This window comes from Rhodococcus sp. NPDC003382 (assembly GCF_053589135.1).
This window is the reverse complement of the sequence record NZ_JBSFRH010000025.1, coordinates 1-25,827: the sequence shown is the minus strand read 5'-3', so window position 1 is coordinate 25,827 and position 25,827 is coordinate 1. Positions and strand designations below refer to the sequence as shown.

Sequence of the window (25,827 nt, the reverse complement as noted above, 5' to 3'; positions counted from 1 at the left end):
GTCAGCCCTCCGCGCCGGCGGTGTGCGCCGCAAGCTGCTCGGCCGTGGCCGCGATCAGTTCGTTCCAGGACACCTCGAACTTCTCGACGCCCTCGTCCTCGAGCTTGCGGAACACGTCGTTCAGATCGATCCCGGCCTTCTTCAGCGCGGAGAACACGTGCTCGGCGGCGGTGTCGGTGCCCGTGACGGTGTCGCCGGTGATCTCACCGTGGTCGGCGACCGCCTCGAGGGTCTTCTCCGGCATGGTGTTGACGGTGTGCGGCGCCACCAGCTCGGTCACGTACAGCGTGTCCGGGTATGCGGGGTTCTTCACACCGGTCGACGCCCACAGCGCGCGCTGCGGCCGGGCCCCGGCGGCGGCGAGCTGCTCGAAACGCGCACCGGATTCGAAGGCCTTCCGGTAGGCCGCGTACGCCAGGCGAGCGTTGGCGACCCCGGCCTTGCCGCGCAGGGCCAGTGCCTCGTCCGTGCCGATCTCCTCGAGCCGCGCATCGATCTCGGTGTCCACGCGGGAGACGAAGAACGACGCCACCGAGTGGATCTTCGACAGGTCGTGCCCGGCGGCCTTCGCCGCGGTCAGACCGTCGAGGTAGGACTCGATGACCCGCTCGTACCGGTCCACCGAGAAGATCAGCGTCACGTTCACGCTGATGCCCTCGCCGATCACCCGGGCGATCGCGGGCAGGCCGGCGACCGTCGCAGGAATCTTGATGAACAGGTTCGGGCGGTCGACGATCTTCCACAGCTCGATCGCCTGCTTGACGGTGGCGTCCGTCTCGTGGGCGAGTCGCGGATCGACCTCGATCGAGACCCGGCCGTCGACACCGTCGGTCGCCTCGTACACCGGTGCCAGCACGTCGCACGCGGCGCGCACGTCGTCGGTCGTGACGGTGCGGATCGTGGTGTCGACGTCCGAGCCGGCGGCAGCCAGTTCGGTGATCTGCGCGTCGTAGGCGTGGCCCTTCGACAGCGCCGCCTGGAAGATCGACGGGTTGGTGGTGACCCCGACGACCGAACGGGTCGCGACGAGCTCGGCCAGGTTGCCGGACTCGATGCGCTCGCGGGACAGGTCGTCGAGCCACACGGACACGCCTGCGGCCGACAGTGCTGCCAGATTCGCGTTCTGCGTGGTGGTTTCCTGCGTCATGACGATCTATCCCTTCAGTCGCGTCAGCGAGCGGCGTGCAGCGTCGGCGACGGCCTCGGCGGTGATGCCGAACTCGCGGTACAGGGTCTTGTAGTCGGCGGAAGCGCCGTAGTGCTCGAGCGACACGGCCTCGCCGGCGTCGCCGATCAGGCGGTACCACGGCAGCGCCAGCCCCGCCTCGACGGACACGCGGGCCTTCACCGACGGCGGCAGCACCTCGTCGCGGTACGCCTGGTCCTGCTCGAGGAACCAGTCGAGAACCGGCACCGACACGACGCGGGTCGGGACGCCCTCGGCCTCGAGGACCTCACGCGCGGCGACGGCGAGCTGCACCTCGGAACCGGTGGCGAGCAAAAGCACCTCGGGGGTGCCGGTCGACGCCTCGGCGAGCACGTAGGCGCCGCGGGCCACACCCTCGGCGGCCTTCTCGCGGGTGCCCTCGAGCACCGGCACGTCCTGACGGGTCAGGGCGAGCGCGGTCGGGCCCGTCTTGTTCTCCAGCGCGGCCTTCCACGCGAACGACGTCTCGTTGCCGTCCGCGGGGCGGATCACCGCGAGGTTCGGGATCGCGCGCAGCGCGGTGAGGTGCTCGACCGGTTGGTGGGTCGGGCCGTCCTCGCCGAGACCGATCGAATCGTGCGTCCACACATAGATCGACGGGGTCTGCATGAGCGCGGCCAGGCGCACCGCGGGACGCATGTAGTCGGAGAACACGAGGAACGTGCCGCCGTACGGGCGGGTCGGCCCGTGCAGCGCGATGCCGTTGAGGATCGAGCCCATGGCGTGCTCGCGGACACCGAAGTGCAGGGTGCGGCCGTACGGGGTGGCCGTCCAGTCCTTGGTCGAGATCGACTCGGGACCGAACGACTCCGAACCGGGGATGGTGGTGTTGTTCGAACCCGCCAGGTCCGCGGACCCGCCCCACAGCTCCGGCAGGATCGGGCCGAGCGCGGCGAGCGCGTTGCCGGACGCCTTCCGGGTCGCCGGGCCCTTCTCGGCCGGCTCGTAGGTCGGCAGGGCGTCGGTCCAGCCTGCCGGGAACTCGCCGGCCTGCAGGCGGTCGAACAGTTCCTTGCGCTGCGGCTCCCGCTCGGCCCACGCGTCGAACGCGGCCTGCCAGTCGGCGCGGGCCTTCGCCCCGCGGTCGACGACGCGGCGGGTGTGCTCGATCACAGCGGGATCCACGTCGAAGTTCTTCTCGGGATCGAACCCGAGGAACTTCTTGACCGCGGCGACCTCGTCCGCGCCGAGCGCCGCGCCGTGCACGTCGCCGGTGTTCATCTTCGTCGGGGCCGGGTAGCCGATGACGGTGCGCAGTAGGATCAGCGACGGCTTGTCGGTGACGGCCTTCGCCGCCTCGACCGCCTCGAGGATCGCGGTGACGTTCTCGCCGCCCTCGACGGTCTGCACGTGCCAGCCGTACGCCTCGTAGCGCTTGGCGGTGTCCTCGCTGAGCGCGATCGCGGTGTCGTGCTCGATGGAGATCTTGTTGTCGTCGTAGAAGACGATCAGGTTGCCCAGTTCCTGCACCCCGGCGATCGACGACGCCTCGGAGGTGACGCCCTCCTCGATGTCACCGTCGGACGCGACGACGTAGATGTGGTGGTCGAACGGGCTGGTGCCCTCCGCCGCCTCCGGGTCGAACAGGCCGCGCTCCCGCCGAGCGGCCATCGCCATGCCCACCGCGGAGGCCAGACCCTGGCCGAGCGGGCCGGTAGTCATCTCGACACCCGCGGTGTGCCCGAACTCGGGGTGGCCGGGGGTCAGCGAACCCCACGTGCGCAGCGCCTCGAGGTCGGCCAGCTCCAAGCCGTAGCCGGACAGGTAGAGCTGGATGTAGAGGGTCAGGCTCGAGTGGCCGCAGGACAGGACGAACCGGTCGCGGCCGACCCACTGCGGGTCGGTGGGGTCGTGGCGCAGCACCCGCTGGTACAGCGTGTACGCCAGCGGCGCCAGGCTCATCGCGGTGCCGGGATGCCCGTTGCCGACCTTCTGCACGGCGTCCGCAGCAAGCACACGGGCGGTGTCGACGGCCTTGGTGTCCAGATCGGTCCAGTCGGCGGGGTGGACCGCCGCGGTGAGGGTGCGGATCTCGTCGGTGATCGACACGAGCTTCAAGTCTCCTGACATGGGTGTACGGGATGCCTGCGACCGCGAATGCGTCGCGCGCCCTCCCAGCCTAATGGCCGCGGCGGCCCCGTGCGGCCTACGGGTCGATTCGGCCGAGGCCTGTCCGCGGTCTACCATCGACCGTAGTAGTGCGCGTCCGTGATCGGGCGGCGGTCGGCGGGCGAGCGAAGGTGTGTATTCGCGTGGTGCAAGGAGACAGTGTGCGGGCAGGGCGACGGCCGGGAGGACACGGCTTCGGTGCCCCGGAAGCCCCCAGCGCCCCGCGGCCGGACACCCCGTGGGGCCGGATCTCGGGCACCGTGCTCGCCTACATCGCGCTGACCAAGCCGCGCGTCATCGAGTTGCTGCTGGTCGCGACCATCCCGGCGATGCTGCTCGCCGACCGCGGCAACGTCGATCTCGTTCTCATCCTCAGCACCCTGTTCGGCGGCTGGATGGGCGCGGCGAGCGCGAACTCGCTCAACTGCGTCGTCGACGCCGACATCGACAAGGTGATGAAGCGCACCGCGCGGCGTCCGCTGGCGCGGCAGGCCGTGCCCACGCGCAACGCGTTCGTGTTCGGCATGGTGCTCGGCATCGCGTCGTTCGCGTGGCTGTGGTGGCGCGCGAATCTGCTCGCCGGGGCGCTCGTCGTCGCGACCATCGCGTTCTATGTGCTCGTCTACACGATGGTGCTCAAGCGTCGTACCTGGCAGAACGTGGTGTGGGGCGGCGCTGCCGGCTGCATGCCGGTGATGGTGGGCTGGGCCGCGGTGACCGGGTCGCTGAGCTGGGAGCCGATCGTGCTGTTCCTGGTGATCTTCTTCTGGACTCCGCCGCACACCTGGGCGCTGGCGATGCGCTACAAGGAGGACTACAAGGCGGCCGGCGTGCCGATGCTCCCCGTGATCGCCACCGAGCAGCACGTCACCAAGCAGATCCTGATCTACACGTGGGCGACGGTGCTGGCCACGCTGGTGCTCGTCCCGGCGGCAGGCGTCGTGTACGCGGCGGTCGCGGTGCTCGCCGGTGCCTGGTTCGTGTTCATCGCCCACCAGCTGTACAACAGCGTGCGCGGGGGCGCGTCCGTCAAGCCGCTCAAGCTGTTCCTGCAGTCGAACAACTACCTCGCGGTGGTGTGCCTGGGCCTGGCCGTCGACTCCGTGCTGGACCTGCCCACCATCGCCTCGTACCTCTGATCTGCTGAACCGACAGCAACGGCGCCGCTCTTCCCGACGGAAGGGCGGCGTTCGTTGCGCGGTGTGCCTTTGTGGCGGCCAGGGCCGCCAATAAGGCACACGGGCGCCTACGGCGCCAGCACGATCGAACCGGTGGTTTTGCGGCCCTCGAGGTCGCGGTGGGCCTGCGCCGCCTCCGCGAGCGGATAGCGCGCCCCGACGCGGATCTTCAGATCACCGGCGGCGATGGCCGCGAAGACGTCACCGGAGCGCCACAGCAGCTCCTGGCGGTCCCGCGTGTAGTGCACCAGGGTGGGGCGGGTCAGGAACAGCGATCCGGCGGGGTTGAGCCGCTGCGGATCGAACGGGGGCACCGGGCCGCTCGCGGCACCGAACAGCGCGAGCGTGCCGCGGATCCGCAGCGACGCCAGCGACGCCTCGAAGGTGTCCTTGCCGACCCCGTCGTACACGGCGGCGACGCCCTCGCCGCCGGTCAGTTCCCGCACCCGCTCGGGAAGGTCGTCGCCGTAGCGGAGCACCTCCGCGGCGCCGGCCTCCCGCGACAGCGCCTCCTTCTCGTCCGAGGACACGGTGGTGATGACCCGTACCCCCTTCGCGGTCGCGAGCTGGGTCAGGATCAGGCCGACCCCGCCGGCGCCCGCGTGCATGAGCACCGTCTCCCCGGGCTGCGCCGGATACGTCGACTCGAGCAGGTAGTGCGCGGTCATGCCCTGCAGCAGCGCGGAAGCGGCCTGGTCCGCGGGTACCTCGTCCGGGACCGGCACCGCGACCGCTTCCGGCACGACGACCAGTTCCGCGTAGGAGCCGGGGGCCGCGGCCCAGCACACCCGGTCGCCGACCGCGAACTCGCTGGTTCCGGGCCCGACGGCTTCGACGCGGCCGGTGCCCTCGGACCCGGGTACGTAGGGCAGATCCGTCGCGTACAGGCCGGTGCGGAAGTAGGTGTCGATGTAGTTGACGCCGATGGCGTCCGTGCGGACCAGCAGCTCACCCGGCCCCGGAACGGGATCGGGGAGCTCGGTGGGAACGAGGACGTCGGGACCACCGAACCGTGTCACTTCGATTGCGCGCATGGGCCCACAGTATTCTGCAGGCATGAGCGCTGAAACTCAGGTCGCGGCCGCACCCGCACCCGCCGACGTCGTCTCCTCTCTCCGTTCCTTCGTCGCCGCGCACGGTGATACCGCCAAGGCGGTCCTGCAGCCGATCGGGGAAGCCGGGGTGCGCGTGACCGTCGTCGCCGCCGACGGCACCCTGGGCGATCGTGTCGTCGCCGACCTGGCGACCGCGCACGCGGTCGTCGAGGCGCTGCCGAACGTCACGGTCTCGGACTGGGATCGCGAGGTCACCAGCATCGCCACCCCGCAGCAGGGCCACTGGAAGAAGATGGCCGGCTGGGTCGCGAACCAGACCCGCTTCCCGAAGGCGCGCAACGAGCGCTGACGCCGCCGACACGCGAAACGCCGCGGGCCCACCTCCGTTCCAGGAGGTGGGCCCGCAGCGTCGGATCGTAGTCAGGCGGTGGTGACGGCCTCCGGGCGCGGGGCGGCGACGCGGACGCGGCCGGCGCACCATACCGCGGCGGTCGCGGCCGTGCACAGACCGGCACCGGCCACGTGCAGCACCACGAGCACCGCGGGCACATCCGTCCAGAACTGGACGAGGCCGATGAGCGACTGGGCCAGGACCAGGCCGATCAGCACCTTCAGCCGCAGCTTCACCGCGGCCGGGGCGGCGACGGCGTACAGCGCGAACGCCAGGCCCACCAGGAGCGCCAGGTAGCCGACGAGCAGTTCGGCGTGCAGGTGCACGAGCGTGGTGATGTCGACGTCGAGCCGCGGCACCGGGCGTTCGACACCCTTGTCGCCGGCGTGCGGGCCGGCGCCGGTGACCATCGTTCCGGCGATCAGGACGCCGGCCAGCACGGCCGCGGACAGCGCGGTCAGCCACCGCAGCGGCTGGGGGAGCACCTGCTCGACGACCCCGTCGTCGGGTTCGCCGACCTTGACGAACAGCACGACCGCGAGCCACACCATCAGCATCGAGGCGAGCATGTGGATCGCGACGGTCCACCACGCCAGCCCGGCGAGCACCGTGATGCCGCCGATCACGGCCTGCAGCACGGTGCCGGCGGGCATCAGCCACGCCCAGGCGACGACCTCGCGGCGGCGACGGGCGCGGGTCACGGCGAGCACGATCGCGGCGGAGACGGCGACGACGACGAACGTCAGCAGGCGGTTTCCGAACTCGACGATCTGGTGGATGGTGTGCACGTTGCTGGACACGCCGACCGGCACCAGGGAGCCGGGGAAGCACTGCGGCCAGGTGGGGCATCCGAGGCCCGACGCGGTGACCCGCACGACCGAGCCGGTGACGGCGATGCCGCCCTGCACGACGATGGTGAGGAAGGCGATGATCCGCTGGATCCGCAGCGACGGAAGCGGAAGTCGGTCGACGAGGTTCAGGTAGCCGCGATACAGCACGTTCACGATGGTACGGGTCCGTCCACTACGCGCTGTAGTTGGGCTGGTGGGATCCGGCCGTCACGTGAATCGGAAGAAGCGCCGGGCCAGCACCGCGCCGACGACGGCCCAGACGGCGAGGATCGTCATCGCGAGCCAGTCCATGCCGCCGAGCACGGCCTCCTCGAGGCCGAGGGCCAGCGCTCCGGACGGGGTCACCCGCGCCAGGTGCACGAGGGCGTCGGGCAGGCCGCCCCCGGCGAGCACGACGCTGCCGATGCCGAGCAGCACGAACCAGATGATGTTCGCCAGGGCGAGCACGATCTCGGCGCGCAGGGTGCCGCCGAGCAGCAGCCCGAGCGTCGCGAACATCACCGTGCCGAGCGCGATGACGACGGCGCCGAGCAGCATTCCCAGCGGGCTCGGACGCCATCCGAGGGCCACTCCGATAGCACCGAGCAGAATAGATTGCATCGCCACTACGATCGCCACCGCGGCGCTCTTACCTGCGATGATGCCCCACTTCGGCAGGGCGGTCGCGCCGATCCTTTTCAGTGCACCGTATCTGCGGTCGAATCCGACCGCGATTGCCTGACCGGTGAACGCGGTCGACATCACCGCGACCATCATCACCGCCGGCAGGACCCGTTCCACGCGGGGATCGCCGAGATCACCGATCGGCAGCAGGGTCAGGCCGATGAGCAGGGTGATCGGGATGAACATCGTCAGCAGCAACTGCTCGCCGTTGCGCAGCAGCAGCTTGAGCTCCATGCGCGTCTGCGCAGCGAGCATCGCCGCCGGCGTGTTCGGTCGCGGGGCGGGCGCGAAGGTCCCGGCCTCGAACCGGTTGCCCGCCAGTCGATCGTGATGCGTCACGCTCACCCTCTCAACTCCCGTCCGGTCAGGTCGAGGAAGACGTCCTCGAGGCTGCGCTGGTACACGCGGATCTCGCTCACCAGCGCCCCCTGGTCGGCGCACCACGACGCGGCCGCGGTGACCACCGCGGGATCGATCGCGCCCTCGACCAGGTAGCGGCCCGGTTGCGGCTCCCGCACGCGGAACCCGTCGGGCAGCACCGTCCGCAGCGGCGCGAGATCGAGCCCCGCGGAGGCGGACAGCCACAGCTGCTGCTCGGACCCGGTCCGGGCCACCTCCTCGGGCGTTCCGGCGGCGACGACCCGCCCGTGGTCGATGATCACGACCTCGTCGGCCAGTTCCTCGGCCTCGTCCATCAGATGCGTCGTCAGCAGCACCGAGACGCCGTCGCGGCGCAAGGCGTCGATCAGTTCCCACACCAGCAGCCGGGCCTGGGCGTCTAGACCCGCGGTCGGCTCGTCGAGAAACACCAGTTCCGGGCGTCCGACCAGCGCGCACGCCAGCGCCAGCCGCTGCTGCTGACCGCCGGAGAGCCGGCGGTAGGGGGTGCGGCGGGCCTCGTCGAGCCCGAGGCAGTTCAACAGCCACGCCGGGTCGATCGGATTCGCCGAGTACGAGGCGACCAGGTCGAGCATCTCGCCGGCCTTGGAACCGGGGTAGGCGCCGCCGCCCTGCAGCATGACCCCGATCCGGGGTCGCAGTGCCTCCGAATCGACGATCGGATCCAGGCCGAGCACGCGCACGGTGCCGGCGTCGGGGGTCACGAAACCCTCGCACATCTCCACGGTGGTGGTCTTGCCGGCGCCGTTGGGGCCGAGCAGGGCGAGCACCTGGGCGCGCTCGACGGTGAGGTCGAGCTCGTTCACGGCGGTTGTGTCGCCGAATTTCTTGACGACGCCGTTCAGGCGCACCGCAGGCGCCGTACCGGCAGGGGATCTCGAGGTCACGGGTTTCCAGCGTAGGCGTCGGGGGATTCGGCGGGGCGCGGTGGTGTGCGGTCCTCCTCGCGCCACGGCAACCGGTTCCGGGTGAACACGATGAGCAGCCCGACGACGACGACCGTCGCGATCGCGGCCTGCACGATGATGAACGGCTGGTACTCGCCGCCGTTGGGCATCAGAATCACGCTGACCAGCGACGAGAAGGCCACCGTGGGGATCCGGAAGATCGGCCGGGTGGCCCACGCGGCGAGCGGGATCACCGCCCACAGCAGGTACCAGGGCTGCACGACGGGGAACAGCAGAACGATCGCGCCGAGCGAGACCCCGAGCCCGCCGACGGGGTGGATCCGCCCGACGAGCACCGCCAGTAGCATCCGGATTGTGACGAATGCCGCAATCATGGCGGCGATCGGCCGGGTGATCGACAGGATCGCGGTGGTGTGATCGCCCAATCCGAGCAGCACCCCCGCCAGGCCGGTCCCGACCCCGAGCAGCGTGGGGATCGACATCCAGCTGCGCACCTCGGTCGCGGTGCCCAACGTGTTCGTCCAGCCGAGCCCGAGTCCGCTGCCCCAGCTCACCACGGTGATCACCGTCAGCGACACCGCCGCCAGCAGGGCCGCCGCCGCCAGCACCGCCCGCGCGGTGGCGCCCCAGCGTCGTGCCAGCGCCATGCCCACGAATCCGAGCGCGAGCAGCGACGGGACCTTGATCATCGACGACAGTGCGATCAGCGCGGCACCGGCGAGGAGCCACGCGAGGTAGCGGCCCCGCAACGGCGTCCCCGGACCGCCGGCGTGGATACCGCGCAACGCCAGTTCGAGCCCGGCGAGCATCAGCCCGAGCATGAGCGCCTCGTTGTGGATGCCGGCGACCAGGTGGAACAGCAGCAACGGATTGGCGGCGCCGAGCCACAGCGCGGTCACCGACGCGACACCGCAGCGCCGGGCCAGCCGCGGCAACGCCCACACGATCAGGGCGACACCGCCGAGCGCGAGCAGCCGGTGCAGGAAGATGCCGAACACGATGTTCTCGCCGGTCAGGAACGTGATGCGTTCCCCGATCCACAGGAACGCCGGCCCGTAGGGCGCGGAGGTCTCGCGCCAGATGTTCGGCACGGTCCGGGTGAGCACGTGGTCGACGCCGAGCGCACCGGCCGGCCCGATCGCATACGGATCCAGCCCGCGCGCGGCGATCTCACTCTGCGCCAGATAGGAGTAGACGTCCTTGCTGAACATCGGCGGCGCGACGGTCAGCGGCAGAATCCACAGCAGGAGGGTGCGGTCGAGCTGCGATCGGGACAGCCGGCGGGGCTGGCCGTCGGGATCGCGCCGGCCGACGGCGAAGCGGCCGAGCAGCAGCCAGGCCAGCACGACCAGGACGGTGCCGGTCATCGCCAGGGTCAGGGCCGCGCTCGGCATCCGCGCCGGCAACCCCAGCAGCCGCACGCCCTGAACCGGGTTCTGCAGCACCGGCTGGGCGCCCGCGCCGAGGGCGCCGACGCACATCAGGACCGCGCCGGTCGCACCGAACAACCGGATCCGGTGCAACTGGGTGGTCTCGGTGGCGTCGAGGCCGCGGCCTTCGCGTTCGTCGCCGTGCAGCACGGTCACCACGTCGGTGTGGTGACCGCGACCGTCGAGCCCGAGCGCGCGCTTGCCCAGCGTCACGGCCCGGATGCCGACGGTTTCGAAGGCACGGGCGGTCTCGGAGCGGCCCGTTTTCGGGGCCGGGCCGGCCGTGCTGGGTTCGTCGATGGTCGGCGGCACCCGAGCAGCCTATCGGGCCGGTCACGGGCCTATTCCCGGTCCGGCCCGGGGTGTGGGGAAGGGCACCCTTGGTGGACCGGGTTTCCGAATTCCGTCACACTGGTGTTGTGAAATCAGCGACCGAACACCCCGTCGACGAGAAATGCGCAGGTCACGTGCCTGACGCAGGCCTCGCCGCGTCGCGTTCGGGCCGCGATTCGTCGCCGCAGCACGCACAGCACGAGGGCCAGACCCGCGCGGCGGTCGTGCAGCTGCTGCTCGAGGAGGGCCCGATCACGGCCCCGGAGATCGGCAAGCGACTCGGACTCAGCGCCGCCGGTGTCCGCCGGCACCTCGACGCGCTCATCGACAGCGGTGAAGCCCAGGCAGCGGCCCCGCCGCGGCGGCAGGACCGCGGTCGCGGGCGTCCGGCCCGCCGGTTCCAGCTGACCGCAGTCGGCCGCGCCCGGCTCGGGCACACCTACGACGACCTCGCCGGCGCCGCGATGCGGCACCTGCGCGAACTCGGCGGCGACGCCGCCATCGAGGACTTCGCGCGCCGACGGGTGCGCTCGATCCTCGCCGGTGTCGAACCGGCCGCCGGACACGACGAGATCGAAGCGACCCTCGAGGACATCGCCGAGGCGTTCAGCGCCGCCGGATTCGCCGCGTCCACGCGGCGGGTCGGCACCGGCGTGCAGGTCTGCCAGCATCACTGCCCGGTCTCGCACGTCGCCGAACAGTTCCCGGAACTGTGCGAGGCGGAACAGGAAGCATTCGTCGAGATCCTCGGCACCCACGTCCAGCGGCTCGCGACCATCGCCAACGGCGACAGTTTCTGCACCACCCACGTGCCGCTGCTCCCGGATCCGGCGACCCACGCCCGGACCGACAGCGACCCCTGACCGCCGCGAGCGGTAACCCCCAGCAGCCCAGCCCGTCGGCATCCCAGTCCGTGCCGACAACGAACAAGACTCCGGAAGGAGCTCGCATGACCCTCACATCGGACCAGGCGTCCGGCGCAGGTGCGCCGCTGACGCAGGAGGAGACCATCGCGTCCCTCGGTCACTACGGCTACGGCTGGTCGGACCCGGACGCGGCCGGCGCTGCCGCGCAGCGCGGCCTGTCCGAGGCGGTCGTGCGCGACATCTCGGCGAAGAAGAACGAGCCGGAGTGGATGCTCGACATCCGCCTCAAGGCGCTGCGCACGTTCGACAAGAAGCCGATGCCGGTGTGGGGTTCGAATCTCGAGGGCATCGACTTCGACAACATCAAGTACTTCGTCCGTTCCACGGAGAAGCAGGCCACCTCCTGGGAGGAACTGCCCGAGGACATCAAGAACACCTACGACAAGCTGGGTATCCCGGAGGCGGAGAAGCAGCGCCTCGTCGCCGGTGTCGCCGCCCAGTACGAGTCCGAGGTGGTCTACCACCAGATCCGCGAGGACCTCGAGTCGCAGGGCGTGATCTTCCTGGACACCGACTCGGGCCTGCGTGAGCACCCGGAGATCTTCAAGGAGTACTTCGGCACGGTCATCCCCGCCGGCGACAACAAGTTCTCCGCGCTGAACACCGCCGTGTGGTCGGGTGGCTCGTTCATCTACGTGCCGCCGGGAGTGCACGTCGACATCCCGCTGCAGGCCTACTTCCGGATCAACACCGAGAACATGGGCCAGTTCGAGCGGACCCTGATCATCGTCGACGAGGGCGCGTCCGTGCACTACGTCGAGGGCTGCACCGCGCCGATCTACAAGTCGGATTCGCTGCACTCGGCGGTCGTCGAGATCATCGTCAAGAAGGGCGGCCACTGCCGCTACACGACCATCCAGAACTGGTCGAACAACGTCTACAACCTGGTCACCAAGCGCACCAAGGTCGAGGCCGGCGGCTCCATGGAATGGATCGACGGCAACATCGGTTCCAAGGTGACGATGAAGTACCCGGCCGTGTGGATGATGGGCGAGCACGCTCGCGGCGAGGTCCTGTCCATCGCCTTCGCAGGCGAGGGCCAGCACCAGGACACCGGCGCGAAGATGCTGCACCTGGCGCCGCACACCTCCTCGACGATCGTCTCCAAGTCGGTCGCGCGCGGCGGCGGTCGGGCCTCCTACCGCGGGCTGGTGCAGGTCAACAAGGGTGCCCACGGCTCGAAGTCGACGGTCAAGTGCGATGCGCTGCTGGTCGACCAGATCAGCCGCTCGGACACCTACCCGTACGTCGACATCCGCGAGGACGACGTGACGATGGGTCACGAGGCGACCGTGTCGAAGGTCAGCGATGACCAGCTGTTCTACCTGATGAGCCGCGGCCTGACCGAGGACGAGGCGATGGCGATGGTCGTGCGCGGCTTCGTCGAGCCGATCGCCAAGGAACTCCCCATGGAGTACGCCCTCGAGTTGAACCGACTGATCGAACTGCAGATGGAAGGGGCAGTCGGCTAAATGGCTGCGAATACCGCAAACACCCCCTCGGGGGTGCAGGACGCCGTGCGCGGCGAGAACACCCGTGTGCCGGCCGCCAACAAGGGTGAGCTGTTCACGTCCTTCGACGTGAATGCCTTCGAGATCCCCGGTGGCCGCGACGAGGCGTGGCGGTTCACCCCGCTGCGCCGCCTGCGCGGGCTGCACGACGGCAGCGCCGTCGCCTCCGGCACCGCGACCGTCGAGGTCTCCGAGGTCGAGGGCGTGCAGGTCGAGACCGTCGGCCGCGACGACGAGCGCCTCGGACAGGGCGGGGTCCCGTTCGACCGCATCGCCGCCCAGGCGTACTCGTCGTTCGAATCCGCCACGGTCGTCACCGTCGGCCGCGAGGTCGAGGTCGCCGATCCGGTCACCATCACGATCACCGGCCCGGGTGAAGGACAGGTCGCCTTCGGGCACCTGCAGCTGCGGCTCGAGCCGTTCGCGAAGGCCACCGTGATCCTCGATCAGCGGGGGAGCGGCACGTACGCGGAGAACGTCGAGTTCGTCGTCGGCGACAGCGCACACCTGAACGTCGTCGCCGTGCAGGACTGGGCCGACGACGCCGTGCACGTGGCCGCGCACCACGCGCGACTGCACCGCGACGCGACCCTGCGGCACTTCACCGTCGGTCTCGGCGGCGACCTGGTGCGCATCTCGCCGACCGTCAAGTTCGACGCGCCCGGCGGCGACGCGGAGCTGCTCGGCCTGTACTTCGCCGACGCCGGTCAGCACCTCGAGCAGCGTCTGCTCGTCGACCACTCGCAGCCGCACTGCAAGTCCAACGTGGTGTACAAGGGCGCGCTGCAGGGCGACCCCGAGTCCGGCAAGCCCGACGCCCACACCGTGTGGATCGGCGACGTGCTCATCCGCGCCGAGGCCGAGGGCACCGACACCTTCGAGCTCAACCGCAATCTGGTGCTCACCGACGGCGCCCGCGCCGACTCGGTGCCGAACCTCGAGATCGAGACCGGCGAGATCGTCGGCGCCGGCCACGCCTCGGCGACCGGCCGCTTCGACGACGAGCAGCTGTTCTACCTGCGCGCCCGCGGCATCCCCGAGGATCAGGCCCGCCGGCTCGTGGTGCGCGGCTTCTTCCACGAACTGATCGAGAAGATCACCGTCCCCGAGGTCCGGGAACGGCTCGAGGCCGCCGTCGAAGCCGAACTCGCCGCCGTCGGCGCCTGAGCGCGAACCGCCCACACACTTTCGTAAGGAACCGATTCACCGATGTCCACCCCCCAGAACGTCCTCGAGATCAAGGACCTGCACGTTCGCGTCGCCCAGACCGACGAGAACGCCGAGCCCATCAACATCCTCAAGGGCGTCAACCTGACGGTCCGCTCCGGCGAGACGCACGCCATCATGGGCCCCAACGGCTCCGGCAAGTCGACCCTGTCGTACGCGATCGCCGGCCACCCCAAGTACGAGGTGACCTCCGGCAGCATCACCCTCAACGGTGAGAACGTGCTCGAGATGAGCGTCGACGAGCGTGCCCGCGCCGGCCTGTTCCTGGCCATGCAGTACCCGGTCGAGGTGCCCGGCGTGTCGATGTCGAACTTCCTGCGCACCGCCGCCACCGCCGTCCGCGGCGAGGCCCCCAAGCTCCGGACCTGGGTCAAGGAGGTCAAGGAGGCGATGACCGAGCTGGACATCGATCCGGCGTTCGGTGAGCGCAGCGTCAACGAGGGATTCTCCGGCGGCGAGAAGAAGCGCCACGAGATCCTCCAGCTCGGCCTGCTCAAGCCGCAGATCGCCATCCTCGACGAGACCGACTCCGGTCTCGACGTCGACGCGCTGCGCGTGGTGTCCGAGGGGGTCAACCGCTACCAGGAGCGCGAGCACGGCGGCGTCCTCCTCATCACCCACTACACCCGCATCCTGCGCTACATCAAGCCGCAGTTCGTGCACGTGTTCGTCGGTGGCCGGATCGTCGAGTCCGGTGGACCGGAACTCGCCGATGAGCTCGAGACCAACGGTTACGTCCGTTTCACCCAGGCCGCGGCAGGAGCCTAGACACATGACCATCCCGGTGAGGGAACTCGATGTCACCAGGATCCGGAAGGACTTCCCGATCCTGGCCCGTACGGTGCGCGACGGAAAGCCGTTGGTGTACCTCGATTCGGGTGCGACCTCTCAGCGGCCGATCCAGGTGCTCGACGCCGAACGCGAGTTCCTCACCACGTGCAACGCGGCCGTGCACCGCGGCGCCCACCAGCTCGCGGAGGAAGCCACCGACGCGTACGAGGGGGCCCGTGCCGCGATCGCCGAGTTCGTCGGCGCCGACACCGACGAGCTGGTGTTCACGAAGAACGCCACCGAGTCGCTGAACCTGGTCACCCACGTGCTCGGCGACGAGCGGTTCACCCGCGCGGTCGGCCCCGGCGACGAGATCGTGATCACCGAACTCGAGCACCACGCGAATCTGGTGCCGTGGCAGGAACTGGCCCGGCGTACCGGCGCCACGCTGCGCTGGTACGGCGTCACCGACGACGGCCGCATCGACCTCGATTCGCTGGAGCTGTCCGACGCCGTCAAGGTCGTCTCGTTCACCCACCAGTCGAACGTGACCGGTGCGGTCGCGCCGGTCGAGGAACTGGTGCGCCGCGCCCGCGCGGTCGGTGCGCTGGTCGTGCTCGACGCGTGCCAGTCGGTGCCGCACATGCCGGTCGACTTCCACGCCCTGGACGTGGACTTCGCGGCGTTCTCCGGTCACAAGATGCTCGGTCCGTCCGGCGTCGGCGTGCTGTACGGCAAGCGGGCGCTGCTCAGCGCGATGCCGCCGTTCATCACCGGCGGTTCGATGATCGAGACCGTGACGATGGAGGCGACCACCTTCGCGGCGCCGCCGCAGCGGTTCGAGGCCGGGGTGCCGATGACCTCGCAGGTCGTCGGGCTCGGCGCCGCCGTGCGCTACCTCAACGAGATCGGGATGGACGCGGTCGCCGCGCACGAACACGAACTGACCGCCCTCGCGCTCGAACTGCTCGGCGCCATGGACGGGGTCCGCATCATCGGCCCCACCACCACCGAGCGTCGCGGGGGAGCGGTGTCCTTCGTCGTCGACGGCATCCACGCCCACGATCTCGGGCAGATCCTCGACGACGAGGGTGTCGCGATCCGCGTCGGGCACCACTGCGCGTGGCCTCTGCACCGGCGTTTCGGTGTCGCCGCGACCGCGCGGGCGTCGTTCGCGGTCTACAACACCACCGACGAGGTGCGTGCCCTGGCCGCGGCGATCCGGCGGGCCCAGGAGTTCTTCGGAACCCACCCGCCGCTGGACATTCACGAGACCACGATCGACGGGGCGTCCTGACATGCGGATGGAACAGATGTACCAGGAAGTGATCCTGGATCACTACAAGCACCCGCATCACCGCGGTCTGCGGGAACCGTTCGGCGCCGAGGTGCACCACGTGAACCCGACCTGCGGCGACGAGGTGACCCTGCGGGTGCATGTGACCGACGACGGGATCGTCGGCGACGTCTCCTACGACGGTCAGGGCTGCTCGATCAGCCAGGCCGCGACCTCGGTGCTGACCGATCAGGTGATCGGGCTGCCGGTCGAGCAGGCGCTCGCGACGGTCGACAGCTTCGCCGAGATGGTCGGCAGCCGCGGCACCGTCGAAGGCGACGAGGACGTGATCGGCGACGGCATCGCGTTCGCCGGCGTGTCGAAGTACCCGGCGCGCGTGAAGTGCGCGCTGCTGGGCTGGATGGCGTTCAAGGACGCCGTGGTGCAGATCGTGGACGGCGCACCCGTTCCGAGCGGAGGACAGAACTGATGACCCAACAGGCTTCCGAGACCGGCACCCCTGCCGCCGAGGCATCGGCCCCCGAAGCAGCGGCCCCCGAGGCGGCGACCACGACCACCGACGCACCGCCGATGGACCCGCAGCGCCTCGACGAACTCGAGGAGGCGATGCGCGACGTCGTCGACCCCGAACTGGGCATCAACGTCGTCGACCTGGGCCTCGTGTACGGCATCACCGAGGACGACGAAGCGGTCACCATCGACATGACCCTCACCTCGGCCGCCTGCCCGCTCACCGACGTGATCGAGGACCAGTCCCGCAACGCCCTGGTGAAGAGCGGACTGTGCGAGGAACTGCGCATCAACTGGGTGTGGATGCCGCCGTGGGGTCCCGACAAGATCACCGACGACGGACGCGAGCAGTTGCGGGCGCTCGGTTTCACCGTCTGACGACACGGTGACCACCTCCCGGGATCGCATGACGGATCCGCTCGGTGAGGCCGCGCCCGGAGTGGCGGCCGCAGCGCTCGAACAGGAGGTGTTCGCGCTGTGGCGCCGCGGCCGCTCGTACATGGCCGCGAGCGCCCGCGCGGTCGATCCCAAGCTGGATCCGGTGTGCTACCCGCTGCTGGTGCTGCTGCGCGACGCCGACGCGATCGCGATGTCCGAACTGATCGGTGCGCTGGGCATCGAGAAGTCGACGCTGACCCGGCGCATCGACAGCGCCGCACGGCTCGGCCTGGTCGAGCGCATCCCGGACCCGCACGATGCGCGGGCCCGGCTCGTCGCGTTGACCCCCGAGGGCCGGCGGCGCCTGGAGCAGCAGCGGGCGGAGACGTTCCGGCGGTGGCGTGAACGCCTGTCGGCGTGGGACCCGGACGATGTCCGTCAGCTGGCGACACTGATGCACCGTCTGGGCGGCATTCTGGACTGACGGTCCCTGCGAGCCGCGCGGTGAAGGCAAGGATACGGGGCCTTCGTCACCGGTCGTTAGTTGTATCGATCAACCAAATTTTCTATGGTGGCACAGGATCGATCGACAAGGGATGGACATGCTGGCTCCGGAAACCGCAGAAGACCTGATCGCGGCAGTGCGCGCGCTGGTCCGACGCAGCCGCAGCCTCAACGTCCGCGCCCAGCAGGCCGACCCCGAGGCCATGCCCAACTGGCTGGTCGCCCTGCTCGCCCACCTCGAGCACGGCGGCGGATGCCGGCTCGGCGACCTCGCGGACCGGTTGGGGGTGACCGCCTCGACGCTCAGCCGGCAGGTCGCCTACGCCGAATCTCTCGGATACGCGCGGCGGGGCGCCGATCCCGACGACCGCCGCGCCGCGTGCCTGACCCTCACCGAGGGCGGCGCCGAGGCGCTGCGCAGCCACCGCGCGCGGCTCGTGCGGTTGCTGCAGGAGGTCGTGCCCGACTGGACCGACGAGGAGGGCCGCGACCTGGTCGACCGGCTCAACCGGCTCGGTGCCGCCGTCGATCGCTTCCGCGACGCCCCCCTCTGACGGTCCCGTCCGTCCCCGACATCGACATCACTTCCGACGAGGAGCGACCATGACCGCATCCGTGCCCCCGGCTCCCGACACCGAGGCCACCCCGCCGGACGACACGCAGACGGGGATGACCCACCGTCAGCGCATCAACGCGCTCGTCGGCCTGCTGCTCGGCATGTTCGTGGCGTTCCTGTCCTCGACGATCGTGTCCAACGCGCTGCCGACGATCATCATGGATCTGCACGGCACCCAGGACCAGTACACCTGGGTCGTGACCGCGACCCTGCTCGCGTCCACCGCGACCACCCCGATCTGGGGCAAGTTCGCCGACCTGGTCAGCAAGAAACTGCTGGTTCAGTTGTCGCTGATCCTGTTCACGCTCGGCTCGATCCTCGCCGGGCTGTCCCAGTCCGTCGGCATGCTCATCGGCTGCCGCGTGATCCAGGGGCTGGGCCTCGGCGGGCTGCAGGCCCTCGTCGTGATCGTCATCGCCTCGATGTTCAGCCCCCGCGAACGCGGTCGCTACCAGGGCCCGATCGCGGCGGTCATGGCCGTCGCCACGGTGGCCGGGCCGCTGATCGGCGGTGTCATCGTCGACACGAGCTGGCTCGGCTGGCGCTGGACGTTCTTCATCGGTGTGCCCCTCGCCGTCGCCGCCTTCGTCGTCGTGCAGCGCACCCTGAACCTGCCGGTCGTGCGCAAGCAGGTGAGCATCGACTACCTCGGCGCCACCCTCATCGCGGCCGGCGTGAGCGTCCTGCTGATCTGGGTGACCCTGGCCGGCAAGAACTTTGCGTGGGGATCGGGCATGTCCTACGGCCTGGTCGCGCTCGGCGTCGTGTTGCTGGCCGTGGCGGTGTTCGTGGAGAGCCGCGCGACGGACCCGATCATCCCGCTGAAGCTGTTCCGGGACCGCACCACCACCCTGGCGACCCTGGCGAGCATCGCGGTCGGTGTCGCCCTGTTCGGCGGTGCCGTGTTCCTCGGGCAGTACTTCCAGATCGCCCGTGGCTACAGCCCCACCGCCGCGGGCCTGCTCACCGTGCCGATGGTGCTCGGTTCGACCGTGTCCGGGGCCCTGTCCGGCGCGCTCATCACCCGCTTCGGCCGTTGGAAGATCTATCTCGTCGTCGGTGCGGTCGCGATGACCGTCGGCTTCGGGCTGCTCGCGACGATCGACCACAGCACCGACATCGGGCTGATCCTGGTCTACCTGTTCGTCCTGGGCCTCGGCATGGGCATGACGATGCAGAACCTGGTGCTCGCCGTGCAGAACTCCGTCGCCCCGCACAATCTCGGCGCCGCCAGCTCCACGGTCACCTTCTTCCGGTCGCTCGGCGGCGCCGCGGGTGTGTCCGTGCTCGGCGCGGTCCTGTCGAACCACATCGTCGACCTGATCGCCAAGGGTCTCGCCGCCCTGGGCATCGAGGTTCCCGCCGGCTCCGGCGGGGCCGGACTGTCCAACCTGCAGGAACTCCCGGCGCCGATCGCGGCGGTCGTGCGCGGAGCCTACGGCGACGCGACCGCCCGGATCTTCCTGATCGCCGCGGTCCTCGGCGCGCTGGCCCTCGTCGCGATCCTGTTCATCAAGGAGGTCGCGCTCAACACCCGCACCGGCCTCGAACAACTCGACGACGCCCGCAAGGCCGCCGCCGACACGGCGACGGTCGGCGACTAGATCGGGGACCGGTCGGGCTCAGGCGCGCTTGCGCGCGGCGGATTTCTTCGCCGCGGGCTTGTCCGCCTGGCTCTTCCGCGAGGACGCCGACTTCGACGCGCTCTTCTTCGCCGGAGTCTTTTTCGCGGCGGTCTTTTCGGCCGGGGTCTTCTTCGCGGGGGCCTTGCGGTCGGACGCCTTCTTCGCGGGCGTGCGGCGCTTCGACGACTCGTCCTCGTCGGCGCTCTTGCCTCCGGCCGCATCCACGCTGCGCTGCAGCGCCGCGACGAGGTCGAGCACCTCGGCGTCCTCGCCCTCGGTCGTGGTCTCGGGCACCTGGAACACCTTCTCGCCGCCCCGCGCCAGCGCGTCGTCGATCAACGCACGCAGCTCGACCTGGTACTCGTCGGTGAACTCGTCCGGATCGAAATCGTCGGACATCGATTCGACGAGGGTCTCGGCCATCGCCAGTTCCTTCGACGACGGCTTCTGCACGTCGTCGAGCACCGGGAACTCCGCGGCCCGAACCTCGTCCGGCCACAACAGCGTCTGCAGCACCAGCAGCCCGTCCCGGTTGCGCAGCGCCGCCAGCCGGGTGCGCTGCCGCAACGTGAAATGCACGAGGGCGGTGCGGTCGCTCTGCTCGAGCGTCGCCGCCAGCAGCGCGTATGCCTTCGGCGACGACGAATCCGGCTCGAGATAGTAGGACTTCTCGAACAGGATCGGATCGATCTGCTCGGTCGGCACGAACTGCAGCACCGGGATCTCGTGCTTCTCCGCCGCCGGCAGCTTCTCGAAGTCCTCGTCGGTGAGCACCACCCGCGTACCGTCGTCCGAGTCGTACGCCTTGTCGATCTCCGGGTACGGAACCGACTCGCCGCACTCGGTGCAGATCCGGTCGTACTTGATCCGCCCGCCGTCCTTCGCGTGCACCTGATGGAACCGGATGTCGTGGCTCTCCGTCGCGGAATACACCTTCACCGGCACATTCACCAGGCCGAACGCGAGGGAACCCTTCCAGATCGACCGCATGGCTCCATCATGCGGGACAACACGCGACTGTGCAGTCGACCGACCGAATTCGATCTTCGTCCTCAGATCATCGACCGCAGGATCGTCCGCCGCAGTGCGGGAGGGACGGACCCGAACAACGACCACATCGCCGCCGCGACACCGGCCGGATCGTCGCGCCCGGACAGGTAGGCGCGCTGCCGGTCGACGGGCAGTTCGAAGAAGGCAGCGAAGAACTCGGCCGCATTCTCGCCGCCGAGGCCCAGCAGCACCGCCAGTCCGCGGGCGCGCAGGGCCGCGACCGTCCGGGCCGTCGGGGTCCACAGCACCCGATCCGGGTCGCGTCCCGCACGCACCGCGGCCACCACCGGGTCCGCGGCCGACAGCGCGGTGGCCACCGCGTATCCGGTGGCCGGATGCATCAGCCCCCCGCGCGCCCCGAACCCGACCGGGCCACCGCGCCGCCGTCGGGCGCCCTCCACGGCGAACCGGACGTGTTCGGCCGGTTCGGCACCGGACAACTCCACACCGCGCGCCGCGAGCCGGGCCCGCAGGCGCCCTTCCAGTTCCGGAAGCACCAGCGCCGGCCGCCCCACCAGGCAGGTCTCCTCGAGCAGCACCCGGCCCGGACCGACCGGCACCGCGTACAGGAACGACGGGGCATCCCCCCGGTCGGTGCCGTTGTCCCGCCGCCAATCCATGAACCAGGCCTCCTGGCCGTCGAGCGCGGCCGCCGCCGACCGGGCGTCCACGACCAGCCCGAACGCGGTCTGCTGCGCCCGCCCGGGGGCCGGGGGAAGCCCGCGCGCATCGACGACGCAGCGCCCACGCAACGTCTCGCCGTCGGCGAGCGTGACACCGGTGCGATCCACGTCGACCGCGCGTCCGGTCACGACCCGCACCCGGTCGAGCGGCAGCGCCCGCTGCAGCGCCGCGGTGTCCAGCACCCGGTACGGGCGCGCGATGCGGTGCTCGCGCACCGTCCACGCCGATGGCGTCTCCACCCGCGCGGCGACCGCGGTCGCGGGCAACCAGCCGGGCAACTCGTCCGCCCACGCCGCGTACGTCGCCCTCCACGCCCGCTCGGGGCGCGGGTCCACGGCCGTCACCTCCAGACCGGCGGCCGCCGCCCGGAACGCGAGCGCACGACCGGCCGGCCCGAGTCCGGCGATCACCAGATCGGCGGTCACGCGATCACATGGACCCGGTCGCGAGCAGCCCGCCGTCCACCCGCACGGTCTCGCCGGTGATCCACTGCGCCGCGTCCGAGGCGAGGAACGCGACCAGCTGCGCGACGTCCTCCGGGGTGCCGAGCCGCTTCAGCGGGTATCGCGCCGCCGCCGCATCCTCACCGGCCGTGACCAGTGCCGCGGCGAACTTCGTCTTCACGATGCCCGGCGCGATCGCATTGACGCGGATCGACGGGCCGAGTTCCCACGCAAGTTCCTCGGTCAACCGGATCAGCGCCGCCTTGGACGCGCCGTACGCGCCGATCACCCCGGTCGAGCGCAGCCCGGCCACACTCGCGACGTTGACGACCGCCCCGCCGTGCTCGGCCATCCACGCCCGATGCGCCTGCTGCACATACCCGAGGGCCGCAACCACGTTGACGTCGAAGATCTTCCGCACCGCGTCGAGATCGGCGTCCATCAGCGACCCGAACGTCGGGTTGATCCCGGTGTTGTTGACCAGCACGTGCAACCCGCCCAGTTCGTCGACGGCGCGCCGCACCGCCCCGGCGCGCGCGTCCGGATCACCGGCGTTGCCGGGCAGTTCGAGCACCGTGCCGCCGTGACGGAGCGCACGCAGGCTCGCGGCGGCCTCGGCGAGCGGTTCCGGTTTCCGCGCGGTGATCGCGACGTGGGCACCGCGGGCGAGCAGTTCGGCGGCGACGGCAAAACCGATACCGCGGCTCGCGCCGGTGATCAGCGCGACGCGCCCGGCGAAATCGCGGGTGACGGGGGATGCGGGGGTACTCGTCATGGCCGGAACGTAGCGCATCTCACCCCGGGGCAGGGCCGGAGCCACGGTAAAATCAATGGTTCGTGTGCCCGCTCGCCCGGCATCACGACCCCCGTCCCGCTCGTCCCCCGAGGAGTCCCACGCGTGATCACTGCCACCGACCTGGAAGTCCGCGCCGGCGTGCGGACGCTGCTCACCGCACCGGGGTCGGCGCTGCGGGTACAGGCGGGCGACCGGATCGGCCTGGTCGGCCGCAACGGCGCCGGTAAGACCACCACCCTGCGCATCCTCGCGGGGGAGGGCGAACCCTATGCGGGCACCGTCGTGCGCTCGGGCGAGCTGGGATACCTCCCGCAGGACCCGAAGGAAGGCAACCTCGACGTCCTCGCGAAGGACCGGGTGCTTTCCGCACGCGGCCTCGACGAGATCCTGCGCGGCATGGAGAAACAGCAGGCGTTGATGGCCGAAGCCGTCGACGAGAAGATCCGCGACCGCGCCGTCCGCAAGTACGGCTCGCTCGAGGAGCGGTTCTCGACCCTCGGCGGGTACGTCGCCGAGTCCGAGGCCTCGCGCATCTGCCACAGCCTCGGCCTGCCCGACCGGATCCTCGGTCAGCCGCTGCACACCCTGTCCGGTGGTCAGCGCCGCCGCGTCGAACTCGCCCGCATCCTGTTCGCGGCATCGGACGGGTCCGGCGGCAAGTCCGACACCACGCTGCTGCTCGACGAGCCGACCAACCACCTCGACGCGGACTCCATCACGTGGCTGCGCGGCTTCCTGCAGAACCACGAGGGCGGGCTCATCGTCATCAGCCACGACGTCGACCTGCTCGCCGACGTCGTCAACAAGGTGTGGTTCCTCGACGCGGTCCGCGGCGAGGCCGACATCTACAACATGGGCTGGAAGAAGTACCTCGACGCCCGCGCCACCGACGAGCAGCGTCGCCGCCGCGAGCGCGCCAACGCCGAGAAGAAGGCCGCGGCGCTGCAGAAGCAGGCCGCGAAGCTCGGCGCGAAGGCCACCAAGGCCACCGCCGCGCAGAACATGGCCAAGCGCGCCGAGAAACTGCTCAACGACCTCGACGACGTGCGCGTCGCCGACAAGGTCGCCAAGATCCGGTTCCCGACGCCCGCCGCGTGCGGCAAGACCCCGCTCATGGCGAAGGAACTGACCAAGGTCTACGGGTCGCTCGAGATCTTCACCGGCGTGGACCTGGCGATCGACCGCGGCAGCCGCGTCGTGATCCTCGGTCTCAACGGTGCCGGCAAGACCACGCTGCTGCGGCTGCTCGCCGGCGTCGAGAAGCCGGACCTCGGGGAACTCGTCGCCGGCCACGGGCTGAAGATCGGGTACTTCGCGCAGGAGCACGACACGATCGACGACGACGACACCGTGTGGGAGAACATCCGGCACGCCGCGCCGGACGCGGGGGAGCAGGATCTGCGAGGGCTCCTGGGCGCGTTCATGTTCAGCGGGCCGCAGCTCGACCAGCCCGCCGGCACGCTGTCCGGCGGTGAGAAGACCCGCCTGGCGCTGGCCGGGCTGGTGTCGTCGGCGGCGAACGTGCTGCTGCTCGACGAGCCCACCAACAACCTCGACCCGGTCTCGCGGGAACAGGTGCTCGACGCGCTGCGCAGCTACGAGGGAGCGGTGGTGCTGGTCACCCACGACCCGGGTGCGGCCGAGGCGCTGAACCCCGAACGGGTGATCCTGCTGCCCGACGGCACCGAGGACCATTGGTCGCAGGAGTACCTCGAGCTGATCCAGCTGGCGTAACTCCGGTGACGGATGGGGCGGAATCGTTGCGGTGCGCAGCGATCTGCCTCGGGTTTCGTCTACGTGAACTAGCCTGGTAAGCGGAGCCTTGTCGAGCCGACGGGAGGGATCCGATGGCACGCAGATCCGAAGACGGGCAGTCCACATTCAGCAAGGGAACACGCGTCACCGGGGAGTCCCGGGACCGCCTCCAACAGGAACTCAAGCGCCGCTACGAGGCCGGGGCCAGCATCCGCACGCTCGCGCAGGAGACGGGCCGGTCCTACGGATTTGTGCACAACGTGCTCGTCGAATCCCACGTCGCGCTCCGCGGCCGCGGCGGCCCCAACCGTCGGCGCGCAGCGGCCTCGGGCAGCACCGCCTGACCGGCACCGCCGGACCCGGGGCCCGCCGCGCTCAGTCGCGGCGGCGCACCGACTCCTCGACCAGGTCCAGGACCTGGGTGAGTTCCTTCTCCGCGTGCCCGGACGCGAGCCGTGCGACGAGACCGTCGAGCACCAGATCCAGATAGCCCAGCAGCACACCGGTGGGCACGTCGTCGCGCAACCGGCCGGCTTCCCGCTGCCGCTCGAGCCGGCGTTCGGTCGCCTCGGTCAGCTGCGCCGAATGCTCGGTCCACGCCCGCGCGAACTCGGGATCGGTCCGCAGCCTGCGGGTGATCTCGAGCCGGGTGCCGAGCCAGTCGAACTGTTCGGGCGAGGCGAGCATGTCCCGCATCACCTGGACGAGACCTTCGTCGGCCGCGACCTCCGCCATCCGCCGGGCGTCCTCCTGGGCGAGCGCCAGGAAGAGTCCGTCCTTGTCCTTGAAATGATGGAAGATCGCGCCGCGCGACAGTCCGGTGGCGTCCTCGAGACGCCGAACCGTCGCGCCTTCGTAGCCGTGTTCGGCGAAGCAGCGCCGCGCGCCGTCGAGAATCTGGCTCCGCCGCGCGGCGAGATGGTCCTCACTGACCTTGGGCACCGGCACCTCCTTCGTCGTGTGCGGTGTGAGCACTCCGGCATCCGTGGCAAGGGCCCTGGGGCCGTGGAAGGCCCGCGTGGAGCAAAGCGCTCACGACCACGGCCGATTCGACGGTGTAGCACCGCGAAACGTGGTCGTGAGCGCTTGGCGCCTGTTCGGGCCGAGAGTGCTCACCGTCGCGGGGGGGGGGGGGGGGGGGGGGCGCGGGGGGGGGGGGGGGGGCCCCCCCCCGCCCCCGGGCCGCGCCCCCCCCCGGGGGGTCGCCCCG

At 70.3% G+C, this 25,827-nt stretch carries 25 protein-coding genes; 14 read left to right on the top strand and 11 right to left on the bottom strand.

Going from position 1 to position 25,827, the window contains the following annotated elements; translation table 11 throughout:
• Position 1: 1 nt before the first annotated feature.
• The gene (gene tal, locus ACWDUD_RS17665; RefSeq protein ID WP_197253152.1) at positions 2-1,147 is read right to left on the bottom strand and encodes a transaldolase; all 1,146 of its coding nucleotides are present in this window, start codon (positions 1,145-1,147) and stop codon (positions 2-4) included.
• Between the two features lie 6 nt (positions 1,148-1,153).
• Positions 1,154-3,256 (bottom strand): transketolase, encoded by a 2,103-nt coding sequence (tkt, locus tag ACWDUD_RS17660; RefSeq protein ID WP_450110166.1) that lies wholly within the window; start codon positions 3,254-3,256, stop codon positions 1,154-1,156.
• Positions 3,257-3,477: 221 nt separating this feature from the next.
• Between tkt and ACWDUD_RS17655 the strand changes: the two genes are divergently transcribed.
• Positions 3,478-4,455: a heme o synthase gene (locus ACWDUD_RS17655; RefSeq protein WP_197253153.1), complete on the top strand. Its 978-nt coding sequence runs from the start codon at positions 3,478-3,480 to the stop codon at positions 4,453-4,455.
• A 107-nt stretch (positions 4,456-4,562) separates the two neighbouring features.
• Here ACWDUD_RS17655 and ACWDUD_RS17650 read toward each other — a convergent pair whose 3' ends face one another.
• Entirely contained in the window at positions 4,563-5,528 is a 966-nt protein-coding gene (locus tag ACWDUD_RS17650; protein ID WP_450110128.1) for a quinone oxidoreductase family protein, read from the bottom strand.
• Between the two features lie 22 nt (positions 5,529-5,550).
• On the opposite strand from ACWDUD_RS17650, the gene ACWDUD_RS17645 reads away from it, so the two are divergent.
• Positions 5,551-5,898: a hypothetical protein gene (locus ACWDUD_RS17645; protein ID WP_197253155.1), complete on the top strand. Its 348-nt coding sequence runs from the start codon at positions 5,551-5,553 to the stop codon at positions 5,896-5,898.
• A gap of 71 nt (positions 5,899-5,969) precedes the next feature.
• On the opposite strand, the gene ACWDUD_RS17640 is transcribed toward ACWDUD_RS17645, so the two are convergent.
• The 4 genes from ACWDUD_RS17640 to mptB are packed head-to-tail and all read right to left on the bottom strand — an operon-like array spanning position 5,970 to position 10,503.
• Positions 5,970-6,938, bottom strand: a complete 969-nt coding sequence (locus ACWDUD_RS17640) for a COX15/CtaA family protein (protein WP_197253156.1) — start codon at positions 6,936-6,938, stop codon at positions 5,970-5,972.
• 60 nt (positions 6,939-6,998) lie between these two features.
• Positions 6,999-7,799, bottom strand: a complete 801-nt coding sequence (locus ACWDUD_RS17635; protein WP_450110127.1) for an ABC transporter permease — start codon at positions 7,797-7,799, stop codon at positions 6,999-7,001.
• Positions 7,796-8,740: an ABC transporter ATP-binding protein gene (locus ACWDUD_RS17630; RefSeq protein ID WP_197253158.1), complete on the bottom strand. Its 945-nt coding sequence runs from the start codon at positions 8,738-8,740 to the stop codon at positions 7,796-7,798. The genes ACWDUD_RS17635 and ACWDUD_RS17630 overlap by 4 nt, the downstream gene beginning before the upstream one ends.
• Positions 8,737-10,503, bottom strand: a complete 1,767-nt coding sequence (gene mptB, locus ACWDUD_RS17625) for a polyprenol phosphomannose-dependent alpha 1,6 mannosyltransferase MptB (protein ID WP_420753318.1) — start codon at positions 10,501-10,503, stop codon at positions 8,737-8,739. The genes ACWDUD_RS17630 and mptB overlap by 4 nt, the downstream gene beginning before the upstream one ends.
• A 71-nt stretch (positions 10,504-10,574) precedes the next feature.
• On the opposite strand from mptB, the gene ACWDUD_RS17620 reads away from it, so the two are divergent.
• The 10 genes from ACWDUD_RS17620 to ACWDUD_RS17575 all read left to right on the top strand — a co-directional run bounded on the left by ACWDUD_RS17620 (position 10,575) and on the right by ACWDUD_RS17575 (position 19,868).
• Positions 10,575-11,387: a helix-turn-helix transcriptional regulator gene (locus ACWDUD_RS17620; protein ID WP_197253160.1), complete on the top strand. Its 813-nt coding sequence runs from the start codon at positions 10,575-10,577 to the stop codon at positions 11,385-11,387.
• 86 nt (positions 11,388-11,473) lie between these two features.
• Positions 11,474-12,922 (top strand): Fe-S cluster assembly protein SufB, encoded by a 1,449-nt coding sequence (sufB, locus tag ACWDUD_RS17615; RefSeq protein ID WP_197253161.1) that lies wholly within the window; start codon positions 11,474-11,476, stop codon positions 12,920-12,922.
• Positions 12,923-14,128, top strand: a complete 1,206-nt coding sequence (sufD, locus tag ACWDUD_RS17610) for a Fe-S cluster assembly protein SufD (RefSeq protein WP_197253162.1) — start codon at positions 12,923-12,925, stop codon at positions 14,126-14,128.
• A gap of 42 nt (positions 14,129-14,170) precedes the next feature.
• Positions 14,171-14,956, top strand: a complete 786-nt coding sequence (gene sufC, locus ACWDUD_RS17605; protein WP_248673920.1) for a Fe-S cluster assembly ATPase SufC — start codon at positions 14,171-14,173, stop codon at positions 14,954-14,956.
• A 4-nt stretch (positions 14,957-14,960) separates the two neighbouring features.
• Entirely contained in the window at positions 14,961-16,256 is a 1,296-nt protein-coding gene (locus tag ACWDUD_RS17600) for a cysteine desulfurase (protein ID WP_197253164.1), read from the top strand.
• A gap of 1 nt (position 16,257) precedes the next feature.
• The gene (gene sufU / locus ACWDUD_RS17595) at positions 16,258-16,725 is read left to right on the top strand and encodes a Fe-S cluster assembly sulfur transfer protein SufU (protein ID WP_197253165.1); all 468 of its coding nucleotides are present in this window, start codon (positions 16,258-16,260) and stop codon (positions 16,723-16,725) included.
• Positions 16,725-17,144, top strand: a complete 420-nt coding sequence (locus ACWDUD_RS17590) for a metal-sulfur cluster assembly factor (RefSeq protein WP_197253167.1) — start codon at positions 16,725-16,727, stop codon at positions 17,142-17,144. Before sufU ends, ACWDUD_RS17590 begins: the two co-directional genes overlap by 1 nt.
• Positions 17,145-17,172: 28 nt before the next feature.
• The gene (locus ACWDUD_RS17585) at positions 17,173-17,628 is read left to right on the top strand and encodes a MarR family winged helix-turn-helix transcriptional regulator (RefSeq protein ID WP_197253169.1); all 456 of its coding nucleotides are present in this window, start codon (positions 17,173-17,175) and stop codon (positions 17,626-17,628) included.
• Between the two features lie 118 nt (positions 17,629-17,746).
• Positions 17,747-18,202: a MarR family winged helix-turn-helix transcriptional regulator gene (locus tag ACWDUD_RS17580; protein WP_197253171.1), complete on the top strand. Its 456-nt coding sequence runs from the start codon at positions 17,747-17,749 to the stop codon at positions 18,200-18,202.
• A 115-nt stretch (positions 18,203-18,317) separates the two neighbouring features.
• On the top strand, positions 18,318-19,868 hold the full coding sequence (locus ACWDUD_RS17575) for an MFS transporter (protein WP_450110165.1): 1,551 nt from the start codon (positions 18,318-18,320) through the stop codon (positions 19,866-19,868).
• Between the two features lie 18 nt (positions 19,869-19,886).
• Here ACWDUD_RS17575 and ku read toward each other — a convergent pair whose 3' ends face one another.
• The 3 genes from ku to ACWDUD_RS17560 all read right to left on the bottom strand — a co-directional run bounded on the left by ku (position 19,887) and on the right by ACWDUD_RS17560 (position 22,841).
• Positions 19,887-20,879, bottom strand: coding sequence for a non-homologous end joining protein Ku (gene ku / locus ACWDUD_RS17570; protein ID WP_450110126.1), 993 nt, complete (start codon positions 20,877-20,879; stop codon positions 19,887-19,889).
• 62 nt (positions 20,880-20,941) lie between these two features.
• A complete protein-coding gene (locus tag ACWDUD_RS17565) occupies positions 20,942-22,048 on the bottom strand; it encodes a lycopene cyclase family protein (RefSeq protein ID WP_450110125.1) in 1,107 nt (368 codons plus the stop codon).
• Positions 22,049-22,052: 4 nt separating this feature from the next.
• A complete protein-coding gene (locus tag ACWDUD_RS17560; protein WP_248673922.1) occupies positions 22,053-22,841 on the bottom strand; it encodes an SDR family oxidoreductase in 789 nt (262 codons plus the stop codon).
• Between the two features lie 123 nt (positions 22,842-22,964).
• On the opposite strand from ACWDUD_RS17560, the gene ACWDUD_RS17555 reads away from it, so the two are divergent.
• Together ACWDUD_RS17555 and ACWDUD_RS17550 are read left to right on the top strand one after the other, a co-directional pair.
• Positions 22,965-24,596, top strand: a complete 1,632-nt coding sequence (locus ACWDUD_RS17555) for an ABC-F family ATP-binding cassette domain-containing protein (protein WP_248673923.1) — start codon at positions 22,965-22,967, stop codon at positions 24,594-24,596.
• A gap of 113 nt (positions 24,597-24,709) precedes the next feature.
• On the top strand, positions 24,710-24,961 hold the full coding sequence (locus ACWDUD_RS17550) for a helix-turn-helix domain-containing protein (RefSeq protein WP_197253179.1): 252 nt from the start codon (positions 24,710-24,712) through the stop codon (positions 24,959-24,961).
• A 31-nt stretch (positions 24,962-24,992) separates the two neighbouring features.
• Here ACWDUD_RS17550 and ACWDUD_RS17545 read toward each other — a convergent pair whose 3' ends face one another.
• The gene (locus tag ACWDUD_RS17545; protein WP_197253181.1) at positions 24,993-25,559 is read right to left on the bottom strand and encodes a TetR/AcrR family transcriptional regulator; all 567 of its coding nucleotides are present in this window, start codon (positions 25,557-25,559) and stop codon (positions 24,993-24,995) included.
• Positions 25,560-25,827: the final 268 nt, after the last annotated feature.

Coding starts and splice junctions, on each gene's coding strand:
- tal (WP_197253152.1), bottom strand. CDS start 1,147: ATGACGCAGGAAACCACCACGCAGAACGCGAATCTGGCAGCACTGTCG.
- ACWDUD_RS17650 (WP_450110128.1), bottom strand. CDS start 5,528: ATGCGCGCAATCGAAGTGACACGGTTCGGTGGTCCCGACGTCCTCGTT.
- ACWDUD_RS17645 (WP_197253155.1), top strand. CDS start 5,551: ATGAGCGCTGAAACTCAGGTCGCGGCCGCACCCGCACCCGCCGACGTC.
- sufB (WP_197253161.1), top strand. CDS start 11,474: ATGACCCTCACATCGGACCAGGCGTCCGGCGCAGGTGCGCCGCTGACG.
- sufD (WP_197253162.1), top strand. CDS start 12,923: ATGGCTGCGAATACCGCAAACACCCCCTCGGGGGTGCAGGACGCCGTG.
- sufC (WP_248673920.1), top strand. CDS start 14,171: ATGTCCACCCCCCAGAACGTCCTCGAGATCAAGGACCTGCACGTTCGC.
- ACWDUD_RS17600 (WP_197253164.1), top strand. CDS start 14,961: ATGACCATCCCGGTGAGGGAACTCGATGTCACCAGGATCCGGAAGGAC.
- sufU (WP_197253165.1), top strand. CDS start 16,258: ATGCGGATGGAACAGATGTACCAGGAAGTGATCCTGGATCACTACAAG.
- ACWDUD_RS17590 (WP_197253167.1), top strand. CDS start 16,725: ATGACCCAACAGGCTTCCGAGACCGGCACCCCTGCCGCCGAGGCATCG.
- ACWDUD_RS17585 (WP_197253169.1), top strand. CDS start 17,173: ATGACGGATCCGCTCGGTGAGGCCGCGCCCGGAGTGGCGGCCGCAGCG.
- ACWDUD_RS17580 (WP_197253171.1), top strand. CDS start 17,747: ATGCTGGCTCCGGAAACCGCAGAAGACCTGATCGCGGCAGTGCGCGCG.
- ACWDUD_RS17575 (WP_450110165.1), top strand. CDS start 18,318: ATGACCCACCGTCAGCGCATCAACGCGCTCGTCGGCCTGCTGCTCGGC.
- ku (WP_450110126.1), bottom strand. CDS start 20,879: ATGCGGTCGATCTGGAAGGGTTCCCTCGCGTTCGGCCTGGTGAATGTG.
- ACWDUD_RS17560 (WP_248673922.1), bottom strand. CDS start 22,841: ATGACGAGTACCCCCGCATCCCCCGTCACCCGCGATTTCGCCGGGCGC.
- ACWDUD_RS17550 (WP_197253179.1), top strand. CDS start 24,710: ATGGCACGCAGATCCGAAGACGGGCAGTCCACATTCAGCAAGGGAACA.